The 21,232-nt window shown below is 39.5% G+C and carries 17 protein-coding genes; 6 read left to right on the forward strand and 11 right to left on the reverse strand.

Going from position 1 to position 21,232, the window contains the following annotated elements:
- Positions 1-267 precede the first annotated feature (267 nt).
- The 3 genes from V7O63_RS07640 to V7O63_RS07650 all read left to right on the forward strand — a co-directional run bounded on the left by V7O63_RS07640 (position 268) and on the right by V7O63_RS07650 (position 3,721).
- A complete protein-coding gene (locus tag V7O63_RS07640) occupies positions 268-798 on the forward strand; it encodes a hypothetical protein (protein ID WP_340817827.1) in 531 nt (176 codons plus the stop codon).
- 43 nt (positions 799-841) lie between these two features.
- Complete coding sequence (locus V7O63_RS07645; RefSeq protein WP_340817828.1) at positions 842-1,315, forward strand: GyrI-like domain-containing protein; 474 nt, start codon at positions 842-844, stop codon at positions 1,313-1,315.
- A 69-nt stretch (positions 1,316-1,384) separates the two neighbouring features.
- Positions 1,385-3,721: a DNA topoisomerase gene (locus V7O63_RS07650; RefSeq protein ID WP_340817829.1), complete on the forward strand. Its 2,337-nt coding sequence runs from the start codon at positions 1,385-1,387 to the stop codon at positions 3,719-3,721.
- A 205-nt stretch (positions 3,722-3,926) separates the two neighbouring features.
- Here the strand turns inward: V7O63_RS07650 and V7O63_RS07655 are convergent, their stop codons facing one another.
- From V7O63_RS07655 to wecB, 9 genes are all read right to left on the reverse strand, one after another.
- Complete coding sequence (locus V7O63_RS07655) at positions 3,927-4,457, reverse strand: nitroreductase (RefSeq protein ID WP_340817831.1); 531 nt, start codon at positions 4,455-4,457, stop codon at positions 3,927-3,929.
- Between the two features lie 90 nt (positions 4,458-4,547).
- Entirely contained in the window at positions 4,548-5,555 is a 1,008-nt protein-coding gene (ilvC, locus tag V7O63_RS07660) for a ketol-acid reductoisomerase (RefSeq protein ID WP_340817832.1), read from the reverse strand.
- Positions 5,556-5,622: 67 nt separating this feature from the next.
- Positions 5,623-6,108, reverse strand: coding sequence for an acetolactate synthase small subunit (gene ilvN, locus V7O63_RS07665; RefSeq protein ID WP_340817833.1), 486 nt, complete (start codon positions 6,106-6,108; stop codon positions 5,623-5,625).
- A complete protein-coding gene (locus V7O63_RS07670) occupies positions 6,105-7,802 on the reverse strand; it encodes an acetolactate synthase large subunit (protein WP_340817834.1) in 1,698 nt (565 codons plus the stop codon). Before V7O63_RS07670 ends, ilvN begins: the two co-directional genes overlap by 4 nt.
- Before the next feature lie 80 nt (positions 7,803-7,882).
- A complete protein-coding gene (locus tag V7O63_RS07675) occupies positions 7,883-9,361 on the reverse strand; it encodes a (R)-citramalate synthase (RefSeq protein ID WP_340820825.1) in 1,479 nt (492 codons plus the stop codon).
- Positions 9,362-9,508: 147 nt separating this feature from the next.
- On the reverse strand, positions 9,509-10,555 hold the full coding sequence (locus tag V7O63_RS07680; RefSeq protein WP_340817835.1) for a M42 family metallopeptidase: 1,047 nt from the start codon (positions 10,553-10,555) through the stop codon (positions 9,509-9,511).
- A 128-nt stretch (positions 10,556-10,683) separates the two neighbouring features.
- Positions 10,684-11,256 (reverse strand): PEF-CTERM sorting domain-containing protein, encoded by a 573-nt coding sequence (locus V7O63_RS07685; RefSeq protein ID WP_340817836.1) that lies wholly within the window; start codon positions 11,254-11,256, stop codon positions 10,684-10,686.
- 168 nt (positions 11,257-11,424) lie between these two features.
- Entirely contained in the window at positions 11,425-13,806 is a 2,382-nt protein-coding gene (locus tag V7O63_RS07690; protein ID WP_340817837.1) for a DUF1616 domain-containing protein, read from the reverse strand.
- Between the two features lie 91 nt (positions 13,807-13,897).
- Positions 13,898-14,971 carry a UDP-N-acetylglucosamine 2-epimerase (non-hydrolyzing) gene (gene wecB, locus V7O63_RS07695; RefSeq protein ID WP_340817838.1) on the reverse strand — a complete coding sequence of 358 codons (1,074 nt, stop codon included), beginning with the start codon at positions 14,969-14,971 and terminating at the stop codon, positions 13,898-13,900.
- Between the two features lie 322 nt (positions 14,972-15,293).
- On the opposite strand from wecB, the gene V7O63_RS07700 reads away from it, so the two are divergent.
- The 3 genes from V7O63_RS07700 (at position 15,294) to V7O63_RS07710 (ending at position 18,374) form a co-directional block, all read left to right on the forward strand.
- Complete coding sequence (locus tag V7O63_RS07700; protein WP_340817839.1) at positions 15,294-16,079, forward strand: hypothetical protein; 786 nt, start codon at positions 15,294-15,296, stop codon at positions 16,077-16,079.
- A gap of 64 nt (positions 16,080-16,143) precedes the next feature.
- Positions 16,144-17,211 (forward strand): DUF354 domain-containing protein, encoded by a 1,068-nt coding sequence (locus tag V7O63_RS07705; RefSeq protein ID WP_340817841.1) that lies wholly within the window; start codon positions 16,144-16,146, stop codon positions 17,209-17,211.
- A 50-nt stretch (positions 17,212-17,261) separates the two neighbouring features.
- Positions 17,262-18,374, forward strand: a complete 1,113-nt coding sequence (locus V7O63_RS07710; protein WP_340820826.1) for a glycosyltransferase family 4 protein — start codon at positions 17,262-17,264, stop codon at positions 18,372-18,374.
- Here V7O63_RS07710 and V7O63_RS07715 read toward each other — a convergent pair.
- Positions 18,371-19,441: a glycosyltransferase family 4 protein gene (locus tag V7O63_RS07715; protein WP_340817842.1), complete on the reverse strand. Its 1,071-nt coding sequence runs from the start codon at positions 19,439-19,441 to the stop codon at positions 18,371-18,373. The two genes, V7O63_RS07710 and V7O63_RS07715, sit on opposite strands and share 4 nt — an antisense overlap.
- Before the next feature lie 15 nt (positions 19,442-19,456).
- Complete coding sequence (locus V7O63_RS07720; protein WP_340817843.1) at positions 19,457-21,133, reverse strand: hypothetical protein; 1,677 nt, start codon at positions 21,131-21,133, stop codon at positions 19,457-19,459.
- Positions 21,134-21,232 lie beyond the last annotated feature (99 nt).

The raw sequence follows: 21,232 nt of genomic DNA on the forward strand, positions 1-21,232 counted from the left end.
TTATTCATGACTATTGACCAGTCAAACTTATTGTCCCTTCATTCCTGTGTTTCTGATAACTCTACAAAAGCTCACTGACAACTAGGAACAACACGGCCATCCGCCGCATGCGGCACATTCCATCAATGACATTATGAAGATCATTGAAATAGTCCATTATTGAAGATCGATAAGTTCAAAGCTGCAGATATCGCAGTTACTTTGAGATCAATGCGATTAACATAAATATCTTTCATGTGTTTATTTTTGGGGAGCAAGATTTCCATCATGAAACTGAAAGCATTACGAAATAACAAAAATAAATATTTGGGTACATTTGAAAACGCGTTCAGGAATCCAAAAAATTCAATCTTCCTGATCATTGGTATTCCATTTATATTTGCACTGGTCTGGGTGCTTTTGGGGAAACTATCAGATTCAGGAATACTGAATCTATTCACACATTTTTTTAATCCATACCTGATCTTAGTTATATTAATGGGATCATTCATTCCATTCGTTCTTTATTCTTATTATACAGGGAACAAGGCCTCTTCTGCGATCATGGGCTTACTATTATTCCCTCTTATGTTCTTTTACGTTGAAATTATAGGCATAATGGCCAGTTTTGAATTTGAACGTTTGACTATACATTTTTATTGGGGCCATGCACTTAATAGTTTCAGGGGTATTTGGCCACTTTCGATAGTTCATGCATTAATAGGATTTCTAGTAGCCTCTAGAAAACAGATATATTTGGTTGCTGCTTTTTCACTTTTTATACTACAGCTTGCAGTACTGATCATGTCAATTGATTAATTAATCAAAAATTATGGAAACTGATTGATCAGGAGATATCATTATGGAATCGAGGATCAAAACGCTTGAACCTACAAAACTCATCGGAATGCATCTAAAGACGTCTCTTGCACAGAACAGGACTGTTAAACTCTGGCAGAGTTTCATGCCAGGAAGAATGGAGATTCCAAACAGGACAGATGCAGCATACATTTCCATGAATGTTTATCCTGAAGGCCAAAATGGAATGTTATCTCCAACAACCATCTTCGATAAGTGGGCTGCTGTAGAGGTTTCATCACATGATGTAATTCCGGATGGAATGGAGGCATATACTTTGCAGGGAGGCAAATATGCGGTATTTATTCACAAAGGTCCTGCAAGTGCATTTCCGAAGACCATGCAGTATATCTTCGGCGAATGGCTGCCGAATTCAGAATATGAGCTTGATGGCCGGGAGCATTTTGAGATATTATCAGAGGACTATGACAGGAACGACCCGGAAGCTGAAGAGGAAGTGTGGGTCCCTATAAGGTAATGTCTGGTTGATATCACTTTCACCCCGCAAGCTCAATTCTTATCTACCATCAGGACATAGGGTTGCAGCATGTCTATAGTCGTATTCACGGAAAAGAACAAGGCAGCTTCCCAGATAGCAGGTATCCTGAGTGATGGACACTACAACCGTGCTTCGGTGGCAGGTCTTCCCGTATACGACTTTAAGCTCAATGGTCAGGAATGGCGGATAATGGGTCTTGCCGGTCACATCATGGGATATGATTTCCCAGAACAGTTCAACAACTGGCGTGAATGCGACCCTGCGGTCCTCCTGGATACTCCTCCTGTGAAGAACGTCACCAAGAAACCTTATGCTGCTGCTATCTCGCTTCTTGCAAGCGGTGCTAAGGAAGTAGTACTTGCATGTGACTTTGACAGGGAAGGTGAGAATATCGGTTATGAGGCAAAGGAGATTGCTGAAAAAGTTGCTTCATTTCCGGTGAAGAGAGCTCGTTTCTCATCACTTTCAGTCAGCGAGATCAAAAAGGCATTTTCCAATCTGGTTGAACCTGACTACAATATGGCGATGTCAGCAGAGGCCCGTCAGATACTTGATCTTAAGATGGGTGCAGCATTTACCCGTTTCATGACACTTTCCGTCAGGGAGAGGGCCCGTACAAAGGGTGTTATCTCGATCGGTCCGTGCCAGACCCCTACATGTGGCTTTGTCTATGAGAGGGAGAAACTGATCAGGAACTTCAAACCGAAGGACTTCTGGAAGATAGAAGCGATCTTTGATTCAAATGGTTCACAGTTCACAGGGACACACAGGGCAGGGAACATCCACGAAAAAGAGAAAGCTGATGAGATATTTGCCAGAATAAAGGACTGTAAGACCGGTATCGTGGATAAGAAAAGCGTGAAAGAGGCTCTTACAAACCCTCCGTATCCATTGAACACCACCGAGTTCCTGAAGCGTGCTTCCAAATTCCTGGGTGTAAGTCCCGAAGAGGCACTTGAAACGGCAGAGCAGTTATATCTTTCAGGATTTACCAGCTACCCGAGGACAGAGACAAACAAATATGCTGATGACTTTGATTTCAGGTCCAAGGTTGTGGCTTTCTCATCGGGGATCTACCAGAAATATGCTCTTTCGATAATCTCTGCCGGTGAGATAAAATGCAGGAATGGTACTAAAGATGGTCATGACCACCCTCCTATCCATCCCATTAAAGCGGCATCAAAGGATGATATTGAGAGAAGTATCAGGATGCCGAATGCGTGGAAGGTCTATGATCTGATATCAAGGCATTTCCTTGCAAACCTTATGGAGCCTGCAGTATTCGAGAAGACAAGGATGGAGATCCTTGTCAGTGATGAGATATTCGACGTAAAGGGTTCGATTCTCAAAAATGCAGGCTGGCTTGATGTCTATCCTTTTGAGACAAAGAACGATAAGCTTCTGCCATATGTTGAGGAAAAGGATGAGCTTGGCGTAAAGGAAATAAAGAACACAAAGTCCGAGACCACTCCCCCAAAACGACTTACTGAGGCTGAACTCCTCACTTTAATGGACAAGCATGGTATCGGTACCAAGGCTACAGCTCCGAGTCATATCGAGACCAACAAGAAAAGAGGGTACTTTGAAACAAAGGGTAAGACCATTGCTATTCTTGATACTGGTTTCACCCTGATGGATACGCTGGATGCCACGGTTCCCATACTTGTGCAGCCTGAGATAAGGGCACGTATCGAATCTCTCATACAGGATGTCGAGGATGGGAATAAATCACTTGATGCGGCTCTTTCAGAAGGAACCGATCTGATAAAACAGATGTACTCCCAGCTAACATCCAGCAAGGATGCCATTTCAGCAAGGATGGCAGGGACCATTGTGGATGAGCAGGTTGCTACGGACAAGAAGAATTTCGTTGGGACCTGTCCTGAATGTGGAAGGATGCTTCGCATGATCAAGACCGATAATGGCAGGTTCGTGGGTTGTACGGGTTATCCTGAATGTAAGAACACATATCCTTTGCCAAAGGCAGGTGCACTTACAGTACTGCGTTCCCAGCAGTGTGAAAAGGATGGTGTTGCTGTCCTTAAGGTGGGTACTAAATACAACTGGGCTGTAGGTATTGGTCCCTGCTTCACATGTGATCTGGAAAAGAAGTGTTTCCCTCCTGAGATAGTCGGCCCATGTCCTGCGTGCGATGGCTCGATGTTCCTCATAACTACAAAGGATTCCCGTTTCCTTGGTTGTACCAACAGGTGCGGGCACACACAATCCATCCCTAAATCAGGTAGGCTTACTATCCTGAAAAATGCATGTGAACACTGTGGCTGGCAGTTACTTCGCGTCAAGGAGCAGAAACAGGATGCTGTGGAGTTATGTGCCAACAGGAAATGTTCCGGAAAAACACAGCCGAAGTCCGGAGTAAAGTAAAGTTGATAAATTCGTAAATCAGTTTTCCTTGATTTACGTTCAATTTTGACAAACACTTATATATGATCATGTCTATTTTAGGAGTTAGAGGCGAATAAAAGACCAATTTCCTGATCATAACCTCCAAGAAAAATGGGTCAGACCAGTCTACTACCTCCAATCTACACAATAACAATTATAATTCGCCTCTGCCTCCAACTTTTAATTAATTTTGATTAAATTGATTTCCATATTTCTCACTGTAGGTTATCTCATCAAGGCTTTTTCTGGATGGTTCTTTCCCGGCGTCTGCAGGATTCCCTATTGCAAGTACTGCCATAAGCTCAAGTGATTCCGGACAACTAAGAATCAAGTTAACTTTATCTGCGTTGTTTAGTATCTCACCAAGCCAGACTGCACCGAGGTTCAGGTCACAGCATGCAAGAAGCATGTTCTGGATAGCTGCACCGATGGCCTGTATGTCCTTTGTTCTATTGTACATGGTCTCAGTATCGAGGTAGACTGCGATCAGAAGAGGTGCATCCTGTATTATCTTTGAATAGTGGGTACAACCTGCAAGTTCCTGCATGGTCTCATTGTTCCTTATTACGATGAACTTCCATGGCTGGTTGTTAAGTCCTGAAGGTGCCCATCTGCCTGCTTCAAGTATGGTTCTGATATCTTCATCACTGACCGGTTCTTCTGTGTATTTTCTGATGCTTCTTCTTGAAAGGATGGTGTCAATTACTTCTGGCATATCGATACCTCCGGTTAAAGGGAATTATTTCTCAAATCAATATTAGATTATGGTTAAAAAGAATAAAAAAAGTTGTGTAGACCAATTGGTCTACTTCTCGTTAAGCTCACTGTTGAGCCATGGCATCTTGGCCCTGATCTCTTTACCGATGACTTCCAGAGGATGTTCTCTGTCCTGTCTCTCCATTGCGGTAAGGACTGGCCTGTTTGCCTTGCCTTCAAGTACGAACTCGCGGGCGAACTCTCCGTTCTGTATCCTCTCAAGTGCATCGTACATAGCTTCTCTGGAAAGCTCGTTGATGACCTTAGGTCCAACGGTCATTCCGCCGTATTCTGCTGTGTTGGATACTGAGTACCACATCTTGTCAAGGCCACCCTCGTGGATGAGGTCGACGATGAGTTTGAGCTCGTGGCATGTCTCGAAGTATGCCATCTCCGGCTGGTAACCTGCCTCAACAAGTACTTCGAAGGAAGTCTTGATAAGTGATGCTACGCCACCACAGAGGTCTACCTGCTCACCGAAGAGATCTGTCTCGGTCTCCTCACGGAAAGATGTCTTGTATACGCCTGCACGGGTACATCCGACACCCTTTGCATGTGCAAGTGCCAGGTCCATTGCCTTGCCTGTTGCGTCCTGGTAGACTGCTACAAGACCTGGAACTCCTGCGCCCTCTACGTAGGTCCTTCTGACAAGGTGACCAGGGCTCTTTGGAGCTACCATGTATACATCGATGTCCTTCTGTGGGACGATCTGGTTGTAGTGGATGTTGAATCCGTGTGAGAATACGATCGCGTTACCAGCTTCAAGTCCTGGCTCGATATCGTTGTAGTATACCTGTGCCTGTGTCTCGTCAGGAAGGAGGATCTGGATGACGTCTGCCATCTTTGCTGCTTCTGCAACTGTCATGACCTTGAGGCCGTCCTCTTCTGCCTGCTTCCAGCGCCTGCTGCCTTCTCTGAGACCGACTGTGACATCAAGACCTGAGTCATGCAGGTTCTGTGCCTGTGCATGTCCCTGGCTTCCGTAACCCATTACAGCGATCTTTTTACCTTTGAGTAAGTTAAGATCAGCATCGTTATCATAATACATCTGTGCCATTCTATGTACCTCTTTAAGTGAAATATTTTTAATTCAGATAATTAGACACCTATAAGTGCCTGAATAATTAAGAACTCTTCTGTCCTCTCTTAAGTGCTACCTTTCCGGTCCTTACCATTTCCTTTATTCCGAAAGGTCTGAGTAATTGCTCGATAGCGTTGATCTTGCCTTCGTCACCTGTGACCTCAATGACCATTGACTTTGAGGCAACATCGATGATGCGTGCGCGAAATACGTCTGCTATCTGCATTATCTCTGAACGGTTGGCAACATCGGAGTTCACCTTTATCAGTGCCAGTTCTCTCTCAACGGATTCCTCTGATTTAAGGTCTGTGACCCTGATGACATCAATGAGCTTGTTGAGCTGCTTGGTAACCTGTTCAAGTACCTCATCATCTCCTTTGACCACAATGGTCATGCGGGACATGGTCGGGTCCTCGGTGACACCTACTGTAAGGCTGTCAATGTTATAACCTCTTCTTGAGAACATTCCTGCGACTCTTGAGAGTACTCCGTATTTGTTCTCAACCAGAACTGCAAGTGTATGTCTCATTCTTTCCTCTCCAGGTCAAGTATTTCGTTAATGGCAGCACCTGCCGGTACCATTGGTGATACGTTCTCCTCGCATTCGACCACAAAGTCGATGACGGTTGGTCTTCCTGAGGCGATTGCTTCCTCGATAGCAGGGCGTACTTCATCACGTTTGGTTGCCCTGAGTCCAAGTGCACCATATGCTTCTGCAAGTTTGACGAAGTCGACGCTGTCCTGTATACAGGTTGCGGAATATCTCCTGTCGTGGAAGAGCTCCTGCCACTGCCTGACCATTCCAAGATAACCGTTATTGAAGATCGCTACAATTACCGGGACGTTCTCCTTGACAGCTGTTGCAAGTTCCTGTGAGTTCATCTGGAATGAACCGTCACCAGCAACGTCAAAGACAACTTTGTCAGGTCTTGCTATCTTGGCACCTATGGCTGCGGGGAATCCGTAACCCATTGTTCCAAGTCCGCCTGATGTGATGAATGTCCTTGGTTCACTGAACCTGAAATACTGGGCAGCCCACATCTGATGCTGTCCTACTTCAGTAACTATGATCGCATCCTTGCATGCCTCACTGATCTGCTCGACTATGTACTGTGGTTTGATACCATCTCCGTCGTCGGGCTGTACATAGTAGAGAGGATTGATCTTCTTCCAGTGTGCAATTCTGTCAAGCCATTTCTCTGACTGTGCCGGGTTCGCATACTTCAGGAGCTTCTGAAGGGCTAATTTTGCATCTCCTACGATCGGTATGTCGACCTTGACGTTCTTTGAGATCTCTGCAGGGTCGATGTCGATGTGGATTATCTTTGCCTCTGATGCGAATGCCTTGAGCTTACCAGTGACCCTGTCATCGAATCTAGCACCGACAGCAATCAAAAGGTCGGATTCCTGTATCGCATAGTTGGCGTATTTGGTTCCGTGCATTCCTGGCATTCCAAGGAAAAGCTCGTGTTCAACAGGGAATCCTCCCATGCCTGTGAGGGTCGTTGTTACAGGTGCTTTTATCTTCTCTGCCAGTTCCCTGAGTTCTTTGCTTGCATCCGAGCTGATGACTCCGCCACCTGCATAGATCACAGGGTTCTTCGCCTTCTCTATCTCAGCTGCAGCTCTCTTTATCTGCTGGATATTGGCCTTATATGTTGGTTTGTATCCTCTCAGGTTCACAGTTTCAGGGTAGTAGAAGTCTATCTCCTGAACTGTGACGTCCTTTGGAATGTCGATAAGTACCGGGCCAGGTCTGCCTGTGGATGCGATATGGAATGCTTCCTTGATCACCTGTGGGAGTTCGTTGGCATCCTGCACAAGGTAGTTGTGCTTTGTAATGGGCATTGTTATGCCTGTGATGTTCGCTTCCTGGAACGCATCATTACCCAGCAGGGAGCTAGGTACCTGTCCTGTGAAGACTACCATTGGTATGGAGTCCATGTATGCATTTGCGATACCGGTTACAAGGTTTGTTGCTCCCGGTCCTGATGTAGCGATGCATACTCCGGTCTTTCCGGTAGCTCTTGCATATCCTTCTGCTCCGTGGACTGCAGCTTGCTCGTGGCGGACAAGTACATGACGGATATCCGCATCATAGAGCTCATCATAGATGGGGAGCAGTACACCTCCCGGATATCCGAAGATGGTGTCGACACCTTCCCTGTACAGGCACTCGATGAAGGCTCTTGCACCTGTCATTCTTTCCGTCTTCTCTGTCATATTGATCCTCTGAATTGTTAATATGTGATCGGTCGTTTGCGTGTAGATTGATAGTATCTAACTTATAGGTTTCTGATGTTTCAGATGAGGCGGTTTATTCCGTTTACCAGTGCCTCTACAGAAGCCATGACGATATCTGTGCGTGACCCTCTGGATGTTACCATCTTACCATCTTTTGATAGCTTGACCAATACCTCTACAAGGGCATCGGTACCGCCGCTTATGGCATCTACATGATACTCTTCAAGCTGTACATCTGCAATACCTGAAATTCCTTTCTTGATACTTGCAAAGGTGGCATCAACAGGACCGTCTCCTGTGCCAGCTTCTATCACTTCGTTCCCGTCCACCTTCATCTTGACAGAAGCTGTCGGGGTAACTCTGTTGCCTGATACTACAGTATACTCTTCGAGAATGACCTTTGCCTCTCTCTGGATATTGAGCACTGTTTCGGTAATGGTCTGGAGATCCGCATCGGTGACCTTCTTGCCGTGGTCCCCGAGTTCCTTGACACGGTTCAGGATCTCATGCAACTGGGAATCATCCACATCGAATCCCATTTCCTTGACAGCAAGTGTAACTGAACTCTTGCCTGCATGTTTTCCAAGCACGATCTTTCTTTCTCTTCCGAGTACTTCGGGTTTTATCGGCTCGTATGTTTCGGTGTCAGCCAGCAATCCGTGTACGTGGATACCTGCTTCATGGGTGAATGCATTACCACCAATGAGTGATTTGTTTGGTGCAACAGGTAATCCTGTGAGTTTGCTCACAAGTCTTGAGGTCTTGAAGATCTCTTTTGTGTCAATTCCGGTTTTGCATTTGTATAACCATTCAATGGTCATGACAACTTCTTCCAGGGCGGTGTTCCCGGCTCTTTCACCAATGCCGTTGATAGTTACGTGTGCCTGCTGTGCACCAGCTCTTAAAGCTGCTATGGTGTTCGCTGTTCCCAGGCCGAAGTCGTTATGGCAGTGGATACTTACAGGTGCTTTTACCGCAGAGCAGAGGTCACTGAACATAAATTCCGTTTTTTCAGGAACAAGTAACCCGACTGTATCACAGAAGCATAATCTGTCAGCTCCTGCATCAACACCGTCATTGTATAATGACTTAAGGAAGTCAAGGTCAGCCCTTGATGCGTCCTCTCCACTAAGCTCTACGATGAGGCCATGTTCCTTTGCATATTCGGTAACATCAATCGCCATCTGCCTGACAGTTTCCCTGTCCTTCTTGAGCTTTACGTTGATATGAAGGTCGGATACCGGAGCTACAAGATGGATGGAGTCCACATCACATGACAGTGCATGGTCTACGTCTGGCTTCATTATTCTGCAGTAGCTGCATATCTCTGCATTCAGCCCTTCAGCAACTACAGCCCTGATGGACTCACGCTCGCCTTCTGAGGTGATGGCTGAGCCTGCCTCGATCACATCTACGCCAAGTTCATCCAATTTTGTAGCGATCTCTACCTTATCTCTGCTGGTAAGTGCTACGCCTGGTGTTTGTTCGCCGTCTCTAAGCGTTGTGTCTAAAAACCGGATATTTTCGAATAATATAATCCCTCACGATATTTGTCTGCTACTGAGCAGCAGCTTTAAGGGATACACTGAAGTGCTATATATGTATGACGATGTTATATCATGATTCGTCATAAAAAAGAGCGGGGAACTCTGTCCCCAATTAAGTATTCTAATGTATCTGTCGGATCAGAAGTAATCATTTACACTGAGGACTGCCTTTGCCACGAGGTCAGAGCAGCTCTGAAGGTCTGAAAGGTCAAGGACCTCTACAGGAGAGTGTATGTATCTTGTTGCGACACTGATAACCGTTGATGGTATTCCTTCTCTTGTAAGGTGGATCGCTGTTGCGTCTGTTGTGCCTCCATCTCCTACGTCTGTCTGATATGCTATCTCATTCTTCTCAGCAGTCTCCACAAGCCATCTGACAACCTGTGGTGATGCAATTATACCTCTTCCTGCAGCATCAGCTATTGTTATCACACCGCCTTTTCCTGTGTCGAGTGCGGATTCATTTTTGCTCATGCCCGGATGGTCGCCGGGGATGGTCGTATCAATGGCGATAGCAATATCAGGATCAAGTCCGAATGCGGATGTGCGTGCACCTTTAAGGCCGACCTCTTCCTGCACAGTGCCAACTGCGTAGACGGTTGCTTTGATATCCATCTCTGCAATCTGGCGCATGGCATCGATCATTATAGCGCAACCTGCCCTGTTATCGAATGCTTTGCCTGTGATTTTATTGTTTGCGAGTTTTTTTACCTCGCGATCCATAGAGACAGGAGTTCCAACGATGATGCCCATATTCGTGGCGTCTTCTTTGTCCTTTGCACCCACATCGATGAACATCTCCTTAGCTTCCGGAGGTTTTTTCCTGTCATCAGGTTTCATGACATGTGGTGGTTTTGAACCAATAACTCCTGGTATTGGTCCGTTTGTGGTGTGAACGATGACTCTCTGGCTATGTAAAGTAGGGTCATACCATCCTCCTATCTTCACGAACTTGAGGAATCCATTGTCATCTATATACTTGACCATCAGGCCTATCTCATCCATGTGTGCGGCAAGCATAATGGATGGTCCTTCTCCCTTTTTGACGGCTATTAGGTTTCCCATCTTGTCAATGCGCATCTCATCCATGTATGGTTCGAGCTCTTCTTCAAGCATGGTCCTTATGTCGCCTTCACTACCAGATATGCCGTGTGCATTGGATAATTTTGTGATTAGTTCTTCCATGATGATCATCTTCTGATGTTATTCAGGGAAGTATAGGATTGAAGGGATATAAAAGTTTGAGTTAGAAAAGAATCAGTATAATTATTTATGAGAATAAAAAAAGAGAAAAAAGGAGTAAGTTAAATCACTTACTCTTCCTTACGGCGCTGCATGAAGAATGCAAGACCGATTATTGCAGCTACTGGGAGTGCAATGGTTGGGAATTCTGGGATTGCTCCATAGAAATAGCTACTTGCTGCCCCTCTAAACTTTACTGTGAGTATTACATCGGACCCATCTGGATTTTTGAGTGTTGTTGGAACTCCATTGTCATCAACTACACCTACATATAAGAACAGGAACTGTTCACCAACTTCTGTAACTGTAACATTTATTGCATTCAAATCGAAATAAGTATCAGCGCCAATTGGAGTAACCGGATGGCCTTGATTTTTTAAGAAATCGACTTCTACGCCATCTGATGTTAGAATATCATTTACCATGTAAACTACATTCTCACCTGTAAAGTCACCTGTAGGACTTTCATCTCCATATATCAGTATTGAAAAAGTTTCTGGAACATTGACTCTGAGTGTTTGGTCTTCTAGTGACAATGCCGTCATATCTGAGTTTACAATATCTCCTGATACAGCACTAGCAACATTCATAAAGCCTATGAGGCATACGGTAGCCACTAATAGCATTCTAAAGTTTATTTTCATATTTTGTACCACCTTTTGATTTGTTAGATGCCTATGTCATCTTCATATAAAGTATAGTATTTCTCATATTACTTTATGAAGTCCTTGTATATATACATTTGTAAAAAGGAATAAATGTTATACTCATCATTATGATGAGTTTTTATTTTAGTTTTTTTCTATGGCATTTTATTCTTCATGTCTAGCTATCTTGAAAGCTTCATGATCATACAGGTTTTGTGAGTTAATGGTTGTTGCTGAGGCTATAACCGATGCATAACCATCACTTGTGTAGTCATCCATTGTTACAATATATGAATAGGTGCTATCTGAATAGCCTTTAAACACTACTTCTAAGTTCCTTCCTTTTGAGTCTCTGACCGTCACGGTAGGGTTATTTTGGAGTGTGGAGGATGGAATTATATATATAGTAGTTTCATCTCCAGTTACCTTTCCAGGATCGATTGTAATGTCAAGTTCTTCTAATAACTCGGAAATCAGGATTGTTCCTAATGTATAGCCTGTATTACCTGCAAAATCTTCTCCTGCAATCTCAAGGTCCAACTCGTCAATATCTTTTTCTACGTAATATTTTGTACTCCATACTATATTATTTGAACTTGTCAAGGTTATGGATTCAGATTCATCAAAGTTTCGTTCTGTAGCTGTACATGTCAATTTTCGTAGTGGCTCACTAGATTCAACAGTAATATAGGTAAAATCATTAGTTGGGTTCGGAGTTATGTCAAGTGAGATAATAGGGGCAAAATTATCAACAAAAGTATATGCATCAGCAACAGAATGTTCTTGTTCTTCTGTGAAAACATAATCAACTGCTTTAGACCGGAAGTAATAGGTATAACCCTCTTTACCTTCAAATGTAGCGGATGTCTCTTTGGTTTGACTCAACCAGCGCTTCCATTTTTTTCCGTCAGTACTATAATCAATATCAAAGTACAGGATGCCTGTGTCTTCATCAGTTCCTTCCCACTTAACTGTAAAATTCTCAGTATTTATGTTGGATTGAAGTGGAAGCACCTTTGAAGTTGGAGGCACAAATTCAATGGTATTATCATTTTGTATATATGGAGATGCTTCTGATAATGGTAGGAAACTGATTTCATCGATAATCATAGATACAGGGTGAATTACTTTATTTCTCTCTTGTTTCAATGTGAAACCAAGGATATTAGTTCCATTTTGTATTGTGACAGGGATTTGTATGTGCTGCCAGCCTTCATCACCATTTATTCCATCCGACCAGACAATATCTCCATTGAGAATAACTTGTTTGAATTGAGTATCTTCTTCTTCATTATTTGTGTATGTATCCTTTAAGTAGACAGACAAAAGTACATTTTCTTTCCTAGAACTCTGTACTTCTTGCTGGACAGAATGTCTATTTTCTCTATAATTCTCTATTATGCCTTCATAAGTACTTTGTATTACATAACCACCTGTCGAATATATTCCTAAATTTCTGTAATATCCTTTAGCATAGGTATCATTTGTAGAAGTAAATTGCCAGCTTTCATTAGATTCCATTGAAGGGTTATCCAAGTTTATGAAGTCAATAAGTTTAGAATTAGTAGATGAAAAAGTGGTCAATTCCTGAGTTACCCACAAATAAACTGATCTATGGTTATATCCATTTTTGTATAGTGCAAATTCTAATTTTTGTATTCCTTTTTTGTATTTTGTAGGTAAAATCGATACTTCTTCTTCCCATTTTTCATTTTTCTCTAGAAACACATCACTTTGTGCTACTATATCATTATCTAATTTCACTTGAAGTGTATAATTTGCAGATGCGGATTCATAATTCTCAATTCCTACAATCAAACTTGTAGGTTGTATCATTGATAATGTACTTGGATAATTTTCAGCTTTTCCTTCTGGACCAAGAATATAAAGTGAAGTGAATGTCTCTTTCTCTTTTGTGAAAGTCTTATGAACAAAGGTACCACTTACAATAATTAGTGAACATAGTAATGCGATTAAAAGAGCTTTTCTTATTTTAGGTTCCACTCCTTCATCTATGATTTCATTGAGTTTTGCTCCATTTATAGGTTTGACCTTTATTTTATTTTTGACAATGAATTTCTTTATGTCATCACTATCTTCTTTTATTCCACTATTTTCTTCGTTTTCATCTGTATGGAATTTTAGATATAAAGGAACAGTGAAACGTTCATTTTCATTGATACGACTTCTATTGATGTAAGCAAATAAACCAAGTATGCAAGTGATAAAGAAAAGAGATATTGTGATTGAGCTTGGTTTGAAGAGCCATCCTGTTTGACTTATCAACAATCCATCTATTATGACTATGGTTATACTAAAAGCTACACTCAATGTGAAACGTTGAACCCAATTAATTTCGTTCTTTCTTGGAAAGAAGGCAGCTATCAAAGCATATCCCGGGATGAAGAATATTAGTAATGATGCATATATTATTCTTAGTACTGTTTCATTTAAATGCGGAATCACTGTGAATATCACTGATAAAAAAGCAAGTATCAGTATTATTTTCAGGTCGAGTGTATAGTGATTGTTTTTGGGATTAAGCATCAATGAACACCATTCCTTTATGTGCATATATTGATTATATTTCTTAAGGTATACTTATAAAAGCTCTTCTTTTGATGATGTATGGATTCTCTTAATCAGAAGAAATATGGTTCTCAAGGATTTTACATATCTTCTTGCTAGCATCGCCTTTTCCATATATCGTTTTGTCACCATCATCCCCTTCAAAAAAGTTTATTGCGCTCAGTATTTTGCTATGATTGAATCCAACAAGTATGTTGCTTCCAGCTTCAACTGTCTCGATCCACTCCGTATTATCGCGTAAAGTGATGCATGGAACATTTAGAATGTAAGCTTCTTTTTGGATACCACCAGAATCAGTAACTATCTTCTTAGATTTTGACATTAGTTTCAACATGTCGAAATAACCTAGTGGGGGGATAAATCTGATACTTGTATTGTACTTATCTAACAGATTGCATGCTTCCAGTGATTTTTTCGTTCTTGGGTGTAATGGTAGTATTATTTCGGTGTTGGATTCTGCAAGCGCTTTCATTATATTATTCAATTTATCAAGATTATCTGTATTAGAAGCGCGGTGCACAGTTGCTACAATATAGTCTTTCTCATTCAAGTTTAAGTCTTTAAGGATAGTTGATTTTCTTTCTGCTAATTTCAGGTTATTCTTCACAGCTTCAACCATGAGGTCTCCAACATTGTGGACATTTTCAATTACCCCTTCATAAGCTAAATTTTCAATTGCAGTTTGGGATGGACTCAGCAATATTTGCGATAAGTGATCAGTTACTACTCTATTAATCTCTTCCGGCATGCTTCTGTCGAAAGAACGAAGTCCGGCTTCTACATGAGCAATATTCACATCTATTTTTGAAGCTGCAATGGCACCTGCTAAGGTAGAGTTTGTGTCTCCATAAACAAGAACAACATTAGGTTTTTCTTTTAAAAGAAAATTTTCAATTTCAATAATCATTTTTCCTGTTTGATATCCATGGCTTCCAGAACCAATTTCAAGATTAATGTCTGGTGCAGGTATTTTTAGTTCTTGGAAGAAAAAGGCTGACATCTCTTCATTGTAGTGTTGCCCAGTATGAATGATGATTTCTTCATGGTTCTTGCGCAATTCTTTCGATAGTGGTGCGCACTTTATGAATTGTGGTCGTGCACCTACAATTGAGATAACTTTCATAAAATCACTGATAATGATTGATTACTGTTTTATATAATCTAATATAATTTACATATTTACTAGAAGCATATTATATAAAGGTATAATGTCAATTTTTCATTCTTCTTTGATAATCTTGAGTAAAACATGTGAGTACACAATCAATTATTTATAATAATATGTTCCATTAGCAATAGAAATCATTTAATTAAAGCAGTCAATTAATTATACTTTTATGTCACATATAAATGAAAAAATCATATAATATTTAATCTTGAAAAAAACATGTATTCTTTGAGATGATTGTTATACATATTTGAGAACCAACATCTTTTCCAAAATTATGATTAAACAAGATTTTACACTTAAGGAGTATTCTTTATTGTTGGACTCTATTAAAGCCACTGATTATGAGATCTGCAATTTTCAGTCCTATTTAAGAATTTCTCCGGAAAAATGTCTGATTTTAAGACATGATGTTGACAGGGAGATAAAAAGGGCATTAGAAATGGCTTCCCTGGAATATGAAAAAAATATCAGTTCCACATATTTTTTCAGGTATAATAAGGATGTTTTTGTTCCAACCGCCATTCAAGAGATTGAGGATATGGGGCACGAGATAGGTTATCATTACGAAGTAATGGATAAAGCCAAAGGCGATGTAAGGACCGCTGCAGAGATATTTAAGAAAGAACTCGATTATTTCAGGGAAATTGCAGACGTAAATACCGTATGTATGCATGGTAATCCTCTTGCAAGTTGGTCGAACCGAGATATGTGGAAATCCTATGATCTTAGCCAATTTGACCTGTTAGGAGAACCATACCTCTCTATAGATTATGATAAAGTTGTTTACCTGACAGACACTGGCCGAAAATGGAATAATTCTAATGTAAGAGTCAAGGATATTGTTAGTTCAGAACTGGCCAACAAAGATTATATCAGAAATATACGGTCCACTAACGATATAATTGAACTTATAAAATCTAGCAAAGTTCCACAGATTTGTATATTGGTTCATCCAAACAGGTGGTGCGATGATTTTGCAGGATGGACAAAAGAATTGCTTTTTCAAAATATAAAGAATATCGGCAAATTTATGATTGTTTATTATAGAAGTATGGTTTAAATATGTATGGATATTATAAAAAAAGCCAAATTTGGTTTTTATGTGTTCTTCGTAAGGTGTTTGAATGAGGCTACTAATTGATATTGGGCATCCATCCCATGTTCATTTTTTTAAAAACATTATCACTTCAATGGAATCTAAAGGACATAATATCATTATTACATCCCGGAATAAGGATGTTGCACTAGATTTGCTGGATGCTTATAATCTAAGTTATTTTTTGGTCGGAGAGTCAAAAAAAGGTTTTTTGAACAAAGCGTTGAATGTATTAAGTGTTGAACGCAACATCTACAAAATAGCTAAAAAATTCAAACCTGATGTTTTCTTAGGAGCATCTGGTAATTTTTATGTTGCACATGTTGCAACTCTTTTAGGAAAACCATCTATTATATTTGAGGATTCTGAGCCGGATTTATCAGTTAGATTGTTATGTAAACCATTCGTCACATACTTTTTCACTCCAGAATTGTTCTTTTTGAATTTGGGTCAAAAAAAGCATATTAGATATAAGGGTTATAAAGAATTGGCATATCTTCATCCTAATTATTTTCATCCAGACTCTCAGATTCTTACTGAATTAAATCTGGAACATGATGAAAAATTTACATTATTTCGGTTTGTAGATTGGGCAGCTGTGCATGATGTAGGACAGTCAGGTATGGATGGGGAATGGAAGCACAAGTTCGTGCATGAAATGAGTAAATATGGGAAAGTTTTCATAAGTTCTGAATCTAAATTACCATCCGAGTTTGCTCAGTATGAATTGAAGATTAGTCCCGCAAAATTACATGATCTCCTTTACTTTTCACATATTTTCATATGCGACAGTCAAACAATGGCAACGGAAGCAAGTATATTAGGTGTGCCGACGATACGATCAAACTCATTTGTGGGTACGATGAGCAATTTTAAAGAACTCCAAGAAAAATACGGTCTGCTTTATTCATATAAGGATTCTCAAAAAGCTTATGACAAAGCAGTTGAACTACAAAACGAGAATGATGTAAAGATTAAATGGAACATGCAAAAAATGAGATTATTGGAAGATAAAATAGATGTGACTTCCTTTGTTGTAGAATTGTTAGCAGGTTATCCTCAATCCTGTATAGATATGATAAAACATAAAAGATAATTACACAGTTTAGTGATTTTTATGATAAGCAAATATTGGATGTGATACTTATGCAAGTTTGTTTCATTACTCCATATTCTCCAAAAGAAGTCACGGGTGTTAGCAAATTCGTGGATGATCTCAGCAGAACTTTAGCTGATTTAAATATAGATTCTTTTGCGATAACAAAACTTGCAGAGCCAAGTGTACAAACATCTACTCAACTGGTAGAAATAAACTGTGATGTTATCCCAAGGTTTAAAGATATTTATTTCTCTATTCAGACAGCAACTGAAATATTCAAGTCAAGGAAGAACATTGATCTTCTACACTTACAAACACCTCTTCCTCAATCTGCTTGTTCTGCTATGGTGGGAAAACTTCTAAAAATACCAGTTATAACTACAGTTCATGGAAGGTTCCCTTCTCCCAACTCCTTTTTCAAAAGAATGATATATGATTTGTTCGAAAGTTTAACTTTCATATTTTCTGATTCATTGGTATTTGTTAGTAGTGATGCAAAAGATTATTTTAGTTCAGCGAATGGAACAGTGATTCTGAATGGAATAGACATAAGCAGGGTTCATTTTGACAAAGAAATCAGGGAAAAGAAGAGAATTGAACTTGGGATTGGAAATGAGTTTGTCTTTATATATGTAGGTCGTTGGGTGGGGCATAAAGGAATTTATGATTTAGTTGAAGCTTTTGGAAAAATAACCTCTGAATTTAACAATACAAAATTACTTTTTATTGGAACTGGGGAGGCTGAGGCTTTGAAGGCAAAAATAAGAGAGTTAAATGTATGTGATAATGTTTTGCTTCTTGGCAGGGTAGATAATGTTCAGGAATATTTTTGTGTGGCAGATTCTTTTATTTTATTCACATCTAGTTTAGAAGGATTACCTTTAGCACTTTTGGAAGCAATGGCATGCCGTGTTGTGCCAATTGCTACTAATGTGAGTGGCATTCCTGAAGTGGTCATAAATGGGAACAATGGATACCTGATAGAGCAGGGCAATCAGACGCAGCTGATAGAAAGAATGTCCTGGTGTATTACTAATATTGAAAAAGTGCATTTAATTGGTGAAAATTCTGAAAGGACAATAATCAATTCTCATAGCGTTGAAAAAATGGCTGATGAATATATTCAGATATACAAAAAGCATGTAAAGTTCCATAACTAATTTATTCCATATATTTTTTTGAATTCTCTGGCAATCTTTTCCCATGAAAAGTCTTCAGAAACTCTTTTTTTGGCAAATTGCCCAATATGTTTTCTTTTTGTTTCATTCTTCAATAAATTTACAATAACATTCCCTATGTCATCTGAAAAAGGGTCAATCAGTATCCCATTTTCCCCATCAACTACAAGTTCTGGGATTCCGCCAACATTAGTTGCAATGACTGGTTTGCCCATGCTCATTGCTTCCAGTATGGATATCGATACTCCTCCTTCTTGAAGGCTGATATGTACATATATATCGCAAACTGAAAGTGCTGTAAATACATTTTTTAAAGAACCTGTAAATATAACATGTTTTTCAAGATTTAGTTGGATAACCAAAGACTCAAGATTATTCTTGTATTCTCCATCACCTATAATTAATAGTTTGGAGTTATTGAATTCTTCGACAACGTGAGAAAATGAACGAACAAGTAGCTCTACTCCTTGACTTTTGAGCTTCCAGCTCATGTTACCTATATAACAGATAATTGGGCCTGTACCAGCCAAGTTATATTTATAAATGAATTCTGATAACTCTTGCTCTTTGACTAACTTTGATGTTACTCCACTGTATATTACCATCTTTTCGGAACTGATTGTTAGTTCTTTGGCAACTTTATTCATAAGGTATGAACTAGAAAATGTTACGGTGTCGCAATTAGAAAGAAGCCATTCAAATATATTCTTCTTTTTAAAGGACATGTTGTAGGGAGTATCAGTGTGAAAAGTGTGGATTAATCTGGTTTTTGGTTCTATTAATTTAAAAAGGACAGCTGGGGCCAGTACATGCCAGTGAGCATGTGTGTGAATTACATATGGCCTCATATATAACAAAAAAAAGAAGGATTTCACTATAAACAGTACTTTTACTTTGGGAATTTTAATCCAATTGTTGGATGTAACAAATGCAAGTATACTAACTTTTATATCGGAATCCCGTTCAAGTTGTATACTCAAACTGGATACATATGTGGTAATTCCTCCGACAATCTGTCCAAAATATGGGGTAATTATACAGATTTTCATTTTTTCGATTTAAGCTCAATTTTCTGGAATACTATAGATTTCTTCAATACCATTGTCGTAAATTACATTTCCAGTACCTTCAAGGGAAAGAAACAGTCTTGAATACAACCATTTCCAATAGTAATATCCATTCTGTCCCTTTGTATGAATCGCCAAGTTGGCATTGTAAGAGTTTAACATTGGTCTTGCATCCCAATAATAATTCTGGACTATGTTTATCCATTCAGTTCTTGCATTTGGAGCTGCTATTAAGTGATAGAAATAATTCATACTTGGATTTATTTCAGAAATAGTAATGGGACGTGTTTGTATATCTTCTGGATTTGCAAATCCATAAGCTAGCTGGTTGGAAGGTGCATTATATACAGTAGTACCGCCTAATGGAAGTGTTGGAACTCCTGAGTATCCTGTGATCATACTAGCTAAATTTCCGTTGTTTGCTATAACATTTCCTGTGGCTTTTTGCTTAATGAAGTCAGCAGAATTAACAGTTTCAGAATTTATTATGTCATCATCCACATTCCAGTGGTCGATCATGTATATGGGCAATATAGTTGAAGTAAGTATACAGATGAATATAAAGCTGCATTGAAGAATTTTGTTCCATCTGCTATGATTAAGAACTGTGTTTGCTATTAAGAAAATACCGCTTGTTCCTACTATGATAACAATTGGTGCGAAAATAAGCGGGGAATAATTATAAAGTCCCATCAATGGTAAGAGGAGGAGAAAACAAAAAATCATAAATTGATCTCTAAAATATATCTTCTTTTTACTTGATAGTGCCAGAATACCGATACTCGAAAGTACAAAAGCTATACCTATCTTGCTCGAGTAATCGACCAATAAATTAACAAGTATAGTCAAAAAATCGTTTCCACTACCAAAAAAGCCTGAATGATAGTCTTGTAAGCCAATAAAAGACATATCTGTAAATTGAAATAAGAACAAGGCAAGCGATAAATCCAATACGATGAATATTCTATATAGACTGATATTTGGAAAATGAAAGTGGTGGAATACTCGAGCGGTAAATGTTGTAAATAGACTTAATACAAAGGCAGCCGCAATAACAGAAAGGAACCATGAAGTTCTATGGATAGATACAGATAAAATTGCTACTGAAACAAGTAAGATTGCAAATTTGTATCTTATTTTTTCCCCACATTTAATGAATAACCATAATACTACAGGAAGGATTGCAATAAAAAACCCTCTTGAAGAAGCATCCCAGTAAGTGAACCTGATAAAGTTTGGTGATAATGAATATAGAAATGCAGCAATCAGGCTGTATATTTCATTATCAAAAAATTCATCTGCAAATATATAAAATGAGAATAAGCTAAATACGCCTAAAAAAATTGAAAACAATAATATTGAATATTCAATAGATATTCCTAATGCTTGTGAAACACCTGAGAGGATAAAAGGTTGCGCACTTGGGTATGAGAATGGATAAACTCCAAAAAAAGATGCAGGGTGTATTATCCATCCAGCTTTTCCTAAAACAGATATCGATGACGCAAGTGAATGAAGATAAAAAGTATCAATCCCAACTTCATGAGCGGTAACTGGAAGCCGTATTATTATATTCAACAAAGCTATTAATAAGAGTGAAATCCCTTTGAAGTTTTGAGTAAAGATATGATTTATATCTTCCAAGTTTTTCGTGTATTCCATCTTAGAACCCATTTATCGACTGCTATGTATAAATACTTTTTTAAGGTTAATATTTTGTCCGAAAAATAGGGTACTTTTTGGCCAAATACATGATTTTTAGCTCAAAAATAG

The sequence above is a fragment of the Methanolobus sp. WCC4 genome (assembly GCF_038022665.1).
In the GTDB taxonomy this organism is placed as follows: domain Archaea; phylum Halobacteriota; class Methanosarcinia; order Methanosarcinales; family Methanosarcinaceae; genus Methanolobus.